This is a genomic window from Thaumasiovibrio clandestinus, assembly GCF_047250365.1.
Lineage (GTDB): Bacteria > Pseudomonadota > Gammaproteobacteria > Enterobacterales > Vibrionaceae > Thaumasiovibrio.
The window spans coordinates 253,866-263,140 of sequence record NZ_JBLBVL010000006.1; the positions used below are offsets into that span (position 1 = coordinate 253,866).

The 9,275-nt window shown below is 45.9% G+C and carries 6 protein-coding genes; 3 read left to right on the forward strand and 3 right to left on the reverse strand.

Annotated features, from left to right (window positions below; genetic code table 11):
• Nucleotides 1-49: 49 nt before the first annotated feature.
• Nucleotides 50-2,689 (reverse strand): mannosylglycerate hydrolase, encoded by a 2,640-nt coding sequence (mngB, locus tag ACKLNH_RS11245; protein ID WP_413112354.1) that lies wholly within the window; start codon nucleotides 2,687-2,689, stop codon nucleotides 50-52.
• A 207-nt stretch (nucleotides 2,690-2,896) separates the two neighbouring features.
• Entirely contained in the window at nucleotides 2,897-4,822 is a 1,926-nt protein-coding gene (gene mngA / locus ACKLNH_RS11250; protein WP_413112355.1) for a PTS 2-O-a-mannosyl-D-glycerate transporter subunit IIABC, read from the reverse strand.
• A 306-nt stretch (nucleotides 4,823-5,128) separates the two neighbouring features.
• Here mngA and ACKLNH_RS11255 point away from each other — a divergent pair, with 306 nt between their 5' ends.
• From ACKLNH_RS11255 to ACKLNH_RS11265, 3 genes are all read left to right on the forward strand, one after another.
• A complete protein-coding gene (locus ACKLNH_RS11255) occupies nucleotides 5,129-5,848 on the forward strand; it encodes a GntR family transcriptional regulator (RefSeq protein WP_413112356.1) in 720 nt (239 codons plus the stop codon).
• A 309-nt stretch (nucleotides 5,849-6,157) separates the two neighbouring features.
• Nucleotides 6,158-7,156 carry a helix-turn-helix domain-containing protein gene (locus ACKLNH_RS11260; RefSeq protein WP_413112357.1) on the forward strand — a complete coding sequence of 333 codons (999 nt, stop codon included), beginning with the start codon at nucleotides 6,158-6,160 and terminating at the stop codon, nucleotides 7,154-7,156.
• A 184-nt stretch (nucleotides 7,157-7,340) separates the two neighbouring features.
• Complete coding sequence (locus tag ACKLNH_RS11265) at nucleotides 7,341-8,558, forward strand: serine hydrolase domain-containing protein (protein ID WP_413112358.1); 1,218 nt, start codon at nucleotides 7,341-7,343, stop codon at nucleotides 8,556-8,558.
• Between the two features lie 115 nt (nucleotides 8,559-8,673).
• Here the strand turns inward: ACKLNH_RS11265 and ACKLNH_RS11270 are convergent, their stop codons facing one another.
• Nucleotides 8,674-9,069, reverse strand: a complete 396-nt coding sequence (locus ACKLNH_RS11270) for a LysR substrate-binding domain-containing protein (RefSeq protein ID WP_413112359.1) — start codon at nucleotides 9,067-9,069, stop codon at nucleotides 8,674-8,676.
• Nucleotides 9,070-9,275: the final 206 nt, after the last annotated feature.

Here is a 9,275-nt window from a genome sequence, read left to right on the forward strand (position 1 = left end):
CTCAACAGTCCAAGCACCCCCTATCGAAGTAGGGAGTGCTTAGTATTAATTAAAATTTGACTTGGAAGGATTTCGCTTGGCAAGCCAGCAGTGAACCAAAGCTTTGGGCCTCAACGTTGCTATCAAGCAGGCGCTCATCCATGCTCACCGCTTGCCAGCTTGTTACTGGCTTGGTGAATGCAACGCTGTCTTCAATTGCACCTTGCTCAGCAGGGTTATACACACGCATGATTAATGCATCGTCATCCTCGGCCTTTTTCAGCACGCTCAGTACTGCGCCATTTTGATCTTTGCTTAGCAGCGAATACGTCAATGGCTTATCTTGCTCACCCACATTTAGCTTCATCGCGTTGTATGGGATTTTGTTGTAGCACTCGATTGGAGTCACATTGTCACGCGCCTCCGCCATGATGTTGGCGTCGACATGATTGCCAGCAAAGCCAAATAGAGCAAATTCGCAAACAATCTTGCCACGAGTTTGTGAGTCTGGCGTCGGGATCTTAATACCAGACGGACGACCCGGACGAAGCAATAGTTCTTCCTTACCAAGAACACCCACGCCACGCAGCAAGGTCAGTGCAAAAGTATCACGCTCTTGTGTTGCGTTAGATGAAATCACCTCAAATTCACGCAAGCCATTGGTCATCAGCGCCATACCACCGGCTGAATTTTCAACCGCAGCGAAGTTCATCAACTGGTATACCGGAACCGGTGCTTCTTTCCATTTTTCTTGCTCCCAAACCGCCATCGCTGGATCGTTGGTTGGGCGAGTAATCAAACCGAATTGGTTATCGGCAACCACATGCTCAGAGACAAATGGGGTTGGCACTAACACACGAACGCGGTGATCGTCAGCTTGGTTATCAAGCTCCATGCGCACCTCGATGCGACGAGAGCCTTGTTTAAGCACGACCTTGCAATCTACATCAACAAAGCCATTCTGACCTGTACGCTCTTCTCGCTCTTGCAGGTTAGCCGGAACGTTCATGCGTAGCTTGATTGTGGCAACTGACTGGAAGCCTTCATGCTGGATGCTAGTTTCAGCCTTGAACTCGTCTGAATACAACAACCACTCTTGGCGAGAGGGTGAGTAATCGTATTCATCACCGTCATCTGAGCCGTCTTCAATGCGTAGCACCTGATCAAATACCATCTCGGTTTCTTTATCGAAGATAGTTAGCGTGCCGTTATCATTAACATTAATGCGGTAGAATTCATTCTCAAGCAGATATTCCTTCTGCTCGGCCGCCTTCATGCTTCCTTTCGCATTGCCTTCAATGTGCAGCGTGGTGAAGCCCATTGCAGGAACGGTACGCTTGATCTGAATATCGTACTCAATGAATGGGTCGTAGTTACCGTAATGAACAATCTGGCGATCGATCTTACCTGGGTCAATCACACGCTGGTCTTGAATGTAGTAGTCAACTTGGTTGCCATCTTCATCGAAGAGATTAAATTCATTGGCACGGATGGTGATAGTGGTATTGATCACCTCTTCACGGGCATAAGGCGACAAGTTGAAGAAAGCCAGCTTGTCACAGCCTTCACGAGCAGGCATGTGATCAACAATCTTACGCTTATAGAAGTGAATAAGATTGGTCGCCATGTCGTCAGCCAAGATGTAGCGGTTCAATATCTCTGCGTGCACCTTATCTGAACAACAACAGCCGATTGAGTCGTGAGCGTGGTTCTTCATGCTCTCTTTCCACATCTTTTCAATCAAACCGTGGTGGTATTCAAAGCCAAGTGACCATGCGATAGATGCTAATGGTTCAAGAATGTTAACGATCTTGTTCTCTACTTCAGCGTGGATAAGCTTGATATCCATACGGGTTGAAGAGATGGTGCGGTGAACACGCATGTACTTACCGTCGTTAAATTCACCCTTGATGGTATCTAGGTTGTCACGCTCTTCACGAATGCGGTCAAACACCTCTTCAAAGCGGCTCATTACGAACTCACGCTCTGGGTATATCTCGCGCAGCTTATCCATCACCTCAAAGATGTCTTGTTGGATAGGCATCTGATCGTGGCCGTTTGGCAACAAGATATCCTTGGTGACAGAAGGCTTCTCTAGAACAGGGAAATATTTATCAAGACGTGCACGTAGGCCTTCTTCATCTTGAGGCAGGTATTTACCAATGGCATAGCCAAGCGGCAGCACCTGAGCCATTACCTCTGAGCCATCGTTAGACTGCCATAAAAATTCTGTTTTGTTGGTGCCGTGACGCTCTGAACAGCCGCGCCAGAACATGGCGGTATCAATGCCAAAGCCGTTATAGATCATTGGTAGCTGTGAGCTCATTGAGAATGAGTCCGGCAGGTAACCAATCTTCATTGGTTGGCCTAACTCAAGGCAATCGCGCATTCCGTACAGCATGTTGCGAACAATAGACTCACCAGAAACCTGCATGGTATCGGTTTGCGAATACCAAGGGCCAATGATTAGCTTTCCAGCTTCTGCCAGCGCCTTAACACGCTCTTTGTTTTCAGGTTTGATGGCAAAATAATCTTCCAGAACCGCAGTTTGACCATCCAGTACATAGTATTTGTATTCGGGATCGTTCTCTAAACGGTTCATGATCTCTTCCATGTTATTCACTAGAAGAATGCGAGACTCTTCTGTTGTGAAATACCATTCACGATCCCAGTGCATGTGAGGAGTAATATGTACGCGTGATGTAGTCATAGTGATTTACCTAATGTGATGCTTCGATGCTCAAAGCATCTAATTTTAAATATTTCAATTTTTTAGCACTGGCTGAGCCTAATAAAAGGACGCAAATTGTCACGCCCTGAATCTATGTGAAATCAAATCACCACAGATAATTAGGACAGCCAGCGCAGTTAGTTATATTTCTTTTTAATTAATGACCTAGCCAAAATTTAGTGAGTTTTATGCTGTAGTTTGGACTTCAAATTTGCCCTTTTTTACAGCATGGCCCCGCCAAGCCAGTAGTGTGATAGTTGAGATGGCCGTACCGATAAGTGCAGCACCAAACCAGATTGCCCCAGCCATCAATGCTCCAAAGCCTGCGTCATGCATCAAGAAGATAGAGAAGATGCCAGCACCCGGTGTTGATAAGCCAATACCTGTTGCACCAATGATCGCCCCTGTTGCGACAGAACCCAGTAAGAATGAACCAATAACACGGATCGGGTCTTCAATTGCCATTGGAATGGCGCCCTCAGTGATACCAGCAAGGCCTAGCAACCAAGTTGATTTACCCGTTTCAATTTCGAAGTCTTTAAACAGACGTGGCGCAATCATAGTAGATGCGGTAACAGTGAATGCCGATACCATCTTAACCGAGCCAAAGATTGCGTATGGCCCGTATACTCCGTTAGCCATCGCACCAAGACAGAATGCGTAAGCCGCTTTGTTAACCGGGCCACCCAGGTCAAAAGAGACAAATAGACCAATAACAGCACCGAGTAATAGCGCATTGCTGCCCGACATGCCGTTTAACCAATCGGTCAAACCTTGGTTTAATAACGCTACCGGCTTACCGATAACAAACAGCATCAGGGAGCCCGCAACTAAGGTCCCGATAACAGGGTAGAGGTAGAATGTAAGGAAGCCATTGAATGTAGGGCTTAGGCGAATATTCTCTTTCACCCAACGCATAACATAACCAGCAATCAAACCACCGACAACACCCCCCAAGAAGCCAGAGCCAATGAGATTAGCGGCGATACCAGCGGCAAAGCCTGGGCCTAATGCCGGTTTATCCGCAAGGGAGTATGCCGTATACGCGGCGAGCACTGGAACCATCAACGTACCAAGTAGATTCCCACCAAGTTGACGATACATCCACAACCAAGAGTTTTCTGTTGCGTAGAGATCTTGTAACTCAAAAATTTGCGCAATAAGAACAGCGACGGCTAGAACCGTACCACCAGCAACAATCAAAGGAACGGCATAAGAGATACCCGACAACAAGGCTTGCTTAAGCTCGGTCTTTAAAGGGAGCTTCTTCGGTTTATCATCGGTCGCGACTGTGCGATCGCTACCGTTGCCATTTTTAGATTCTTCGATAGCCTGTTTAAGAATGCGCTCTGCATGCTTAATTGGTTCAGCTACTGGCGTTTCAACCCGTGGAATACCGTTAAAACGTTCTGATTCTTTGATCGCCACTTCTGCGGCAAATACACAGGCCACAGCATTATTTAATTGCTCTGCGGTTAAGCGATCTTCGATACCGTTTGCCCCCTGCTTTTCAACATGGACATGGTAACCAAGCTTTTTACCGGCTTTTTCAAGATATTCGGCTGCCATATAGGTATGCGCAATACCAGCTGGGCAAGCTGTCACACAAACAACTGTTGGCGCATTTGTATCTAAGTTGTCTTGCTCATCTTGTTTGGCGTCACCATCCAGCAGAGCAAATATTTCTTCTGCACTGCTTGCCTTAAGCACTGCTTCTCTTACATCATCATCCACCAACGTGGTGGTCAGCTCAGTAAGAAGGTGCATATGGGTTGAGCCAGCTTGGGCATTTGGAATAGCGATAAGGAAGATAAGATTAACATCCTCATCTTCATCTAGGCCTTTCCACTTCATATCTTCTTTGAGGGTTGCAACCGCAAAGCTTGCTTCCTTCACCGCATCAGTCTTACCGTGCGGGACAGCTAGGCCCTCACCAAGCGCTGTTGGGCCTTGAGATTCACGCTCATAGACCGCATCTAAATAGGCTTGTTTGTCGTGCAGTTTGCCTTGCTGATCAAGCTGTTCAGCCAGTGCATTAATCGCTTCCTCTCGGCTACTAAATGTAGTTTGCAGATTCACAAGCGACTTATTAGTTAGAGTTGTAAGTTTCATAACCTTCTGTCCCATTATCACGGATTAGTACGACAGTCGTCCCTGTCGACGCAGCAATAATACAACTTTAATACATTAGTTCCGTGATCGTGATCTCTTTAATGATAATTTGTATCTAAATGGTATCTAGTATATATGCTATCAATATTATAAAACTGCGAAGATGACTTGAGATGCAGACTGAAATTTGTATTATAATCAACACAAATGACGTTATCACCCTTGCGATAATCACGATATCCATCATCGAAAACGGTATGAAATTTAATTCTAGTCTAGTCGCCCTAGCGTACTAATGAGGCATAAATGGCACGACTCCCAATGTATCGCCAGATCGCAGATGCGATTCGAAACAAGATAAAATCTGGAGAATATAAGGTTGGTGAAGCCCTACCTACTGAAGCACAACTAAGAGAAGTATTCTCTGTGAGTCGTGTCACCGTAAGACAAGCACTGAAATTGCTGGTTGAAAATGATGAACTCGAAAGCGTACAAGGCAGCGGAACATACGTAAAAGAGAATAAAATCAACTACGACATATACCAACAATCAAGCTTTCAAGAAAAATGGGCCCATTTAGATGTTGTGACACACAGTGACGTCCTCGCTTTCGAAATAACGCCATGTTCATTAGCGATGGCAGAGCACCTCGACATCAGTGAAGGCAACATGGTGTTTTATGTCAAACGTGTTCGCTACATGGACAACAGCCCGATCACTGTTGAAGAAACTTGGTTGCCCGTTGATCTGTTTCCTGACCTGACCTACCAAGTCATGCAGCGATCTAAATACGATTTCATCGAAAACACCAAAGGCTTGGTCATCGATCGCAGTGAGCAAGAACTCGTGCCTGTACTCCCACCGAAAGGCGTAGCTGAACAACTGGGCATCGACCCAGCACTGCCCATTATTGAAAAACGTACTCGTGGCTATTTGGCTGACAATACGGTGTTTGAATACAGTCGAAACTATTTTACGACCAATGATTATCGCTTTACGCTAGTCGCCAAACGGCGACGGAAATAAGAAGACCGCAATAAGGGATAAAGACGGGGCGTTTTCGTCTGCTTGATACGCGCCCCAATGACCGCAGGCGAGTGAGTACCCTGGCGTTTAAAATCAAATGGATTCCATCGGCAGGCTTTAGCTATGCTCCATTCCGAGATACACCGCAAAATCACATTAGCTTCGATACTGTGGGTAACGTGCTAATGTCGGCTATGTGAATTTGACCAACACCAACCCCTCGTAATATCCACCGCACCCAACTCGTGGTAGAATCGCCGCCCGTATATTCACGATGCTCAGTCTTTTTCAAATGTTCGGTACTTTCATATGTCATTAATGCCAATCTCATCGACTTGGAGTGCAGCTCCATTTATCCGGTATTTTGACGCGTTCGGCGGCGATCACCGTCAACTATTATGGCAATTTAATGTCGATTTTTCGCGACTGCAACAAATGTCACCGATTATTCCCTCACATGCGTTGGGTGTGATTGCTGATGCCACAATGCAGCGCGTTGGAAAAGAGAGTATTGTTGATATTTTCAGACACGACATAGTCAGAAGCGATATGCACCCCAGCATTCCGCCGCTACTGAACACAAGCGACGATCTTTTAACCTGTATCAACACTGCTCACAAAGTACTCCCCCTACAAGGCAGCCACTTTCGCGTTAATGCGCGTTATGAAGAAGGCGAAATGCGAGTGTTTTTCTCGCATGGTATTGATACCACAGCGAAAGGATACGCCCCTGTTCAGCAGTTTGCTGCCATGCGAGTCATCAGTGTCATTAAGCACTTTCTCGGCAATGACTGGATACCTGACTACCTTGCTTTTTCTTTTCCTCAACAGCCACCTGCCAGTTTGGTCAATCAAACGAGAGAAAAAAGGATCCTCTGTGCCGTTCCTGAGAGCTATGTGCCAATCAGGATCTCTCAGCCTACCAATATCGAAAATGGGCTGCTGTCTACAAACACACAATGTAGTGCTGAGAGAGTAAAAATGATCGTTAATAATTTTTGGCAACACGACGACTTTAGCGTAGATTTTGTGGCGCAGATGTTTGGGGTATCTGGACGTACTATCCAACGCCTATTCAGTCAGCAAGGCTATAGCTTTCGCCAGATGGTAAATCAATTTCGTTTCGATCAGGCCGTCACGCTCCTGTTGCAAGGCCAAAAGGTAGAAAGCGTCGCAGAGATGCTCGGTTACACCGAACCTGCTAACCTGACCCGAGCAATACGAAAACACTGTGGGATGACACCCTCACAACTAATACGCCACAAACATGAAGGCAAGCCTCTACCTTTTCTTCGTGAGTTAAGCTGACGCATTATCTCCATCACATTAATTCCCGAAAAGCCTCTGTTCATGCCTACAGTAGACTGGCATCACATTTTCCTTCTTTCGAACCATCGCAGCAAACACCGTGTCACAAAATGATAGGGACATGCGATCCGCCTTTACTTAAGCTACGCACGAATCAACTCTCATAATAAAAGGTAATTGATTGATGTTAAAACGTAGTATCTTAGCCACAGCGCTAATGTTCAGTGCCGGTGCAATGGCTGTTTCAATGGAAACTCGCCAAGAGTATCAAGATAACTTTGGTCTAATGAACTTCATGGCCGCCGGCGAGCAAGCAAGCTGGTACTGGCGTAACGTTGAACAGGTTCTACCGGTTGCACGTATTAAGCGTGACGGCGAACACTACATGGCTCTAGAGCGTGACCTTATCGATCCTGAATTGGTATATGGCCTAAAGCACAACGACCTGACGTTGAATGAGATGATGAATGGTGATGATTACTCAATCAACTCAATGATCATTACTCAAAACGGCAAAGTGATCTTCGAACACTTCAACATGCCATATAACACCCAACACGTTTGGATGAGTAACTCTAAAATCATCGCTGGTCTACTGGTTGGTATGCTAGAAGATGAAGGTAAAGTCGAGCTACAGAAATCTATGGTTACCTACTTACCAGAGCTGAAAGGCACTGCTTGGGCTGACATCTCTGTATATGACGTACTACACCAGCAAAGTGGTATGAACGTTCTTGAAGATGCCGCTTCTCGTCAAGATCCAAACAGCCCAGTTGTTGCACTGTTCCTATCTGAAACTGGCGAAGTTGACGATTACTACGGCAACTTGATTAACACCAAGAAACTATATGATGCGGGTAACGCATTTGAATACGGTTCGATCAACACTCAAATGATGGGTCTTTTGGTTGCACGCGTAGAAGACAAAACATTATCTCAAGTACTTGAAGAGCGTATCTGGTCTAAAGCTGGCATGAGCGCTGATGCGATGATGAGCTTGACCCCAGACGGTTGGGAAGTTGTTCACGGTATGTTCGTAAGTAACACCGAAGATATGGCACGTTTTGCTATGCTGTTCACGGACAGCTGGTCAGCAACCGCTAAAGAGCGCTTAATCCCTGAAGCCGTGGTTAAGAACATGCAGACCAACTACACTCCAGGTATCTACTTGGCTAATGAAGAGATGGGTAGCCACTTCGTAAAAATGGTTGGTGAAGAGCCAGCTGGTGCTGCCTACCAGTTCGATGCAATTTGGGAAGATGGTGACCTATACAAAGCTGGTCTACAAGGCCAAGGTATCTACATCTCTCCAGAGAAGAACATGACTGCTGTTTGGTTCAGTAACCGTGCTGTTTCTGAGCGCCCTGCTGCGTTTATCCGTAAGTTCGTTTCTGCGCAATAATCGCATAGACTGAACAACTGCTTACGCAGGCAATAGGTAAATTTACCCATTGTTCTATAAACGCCAATCTTTGTTGATTGGCGTTTTTTAGATGCCTTGGTTCACGGCGCAAACACTACTCAAACGCTGGCCACTCCTCCTCGCTTAGCCTACCTTCTTTTATCAACTGCCCTCTCAACTCATTGATCTTGTTTTTTAGCGCATCACGAATAAGACGAACCGCTGGAGTGATTAGCTGACGACTTGGTAGCACCATCCACATCTCAGTCACAGGAATATGATAACCGGGCATCACTCTTTGCAGCCGTCCAGCAAGCAGATCAGCAGAGACATCAATAGCAGATTTTTTTGCAATGCCGACACCATCCAAACACCAACGACGTACGATATCGCCATCATTTACCGCGCGATCACTCTTCACCCTCACCTTAATCTTCTGTTCACCTTGATAGAACTCCCAACCATTAATCTTCTGTTCACCTTGATAGAACTCCCAACCATTGTGTATCACCTCATAAAGCTTATAAAGTAAGGCATTGTGTTGAGACAACTCTTCGGGGGTGGTGGCGCACCGTGTTGCTGAATATATTCAGGCGATGCGCACAAAAAATGCGGAATATTACATTTTACCGACTACCAAGATATTGTGTATGCGCCCCATAAACCCCACATTCTAACCAGTCCCAATCCGTTTTAAGATCTTACCTTAATCGATAA

Excerpts from the sequence above, each read along its gene's own strand:
- ACKLNH_RS11255 (WP_413112356.1), top strand. The coding sequence starts at position 5,129 with ATGGCACGACTCCCAATGTATCGCCAGATCGCAGATGCGATTCGAAAC.
- ACKLNH_RS11260 (WP_413112357.1), top strand. The coding sequence starts at position 6,158 with ATGTCATTAATGCCAATCTCATCGACTTGGAGTGCAGCTCCATTTATC.
- mngB (WP_413112354.1), bottom strand. The coding sequence starts at position 2,689 with ATGACTACATCACGCGTACATATTACTCCTCACATGCACTGGGATCGT.
- ACKLNH_RS11265 (WP_413112358.1), top strand. The coding sequence starts at position 7,341 with ATGTTAAAACGTAGTATCTTAGCCACAGCGCTAATGTTCAGTGCCGGT.
- mngA (WP_413112355.1), bottom strand. The coding sequence starts at position 4,822 with ATGAAACTTACAACTCTAACTAATAAGTCGCTTGTGAATCTGCAAACT.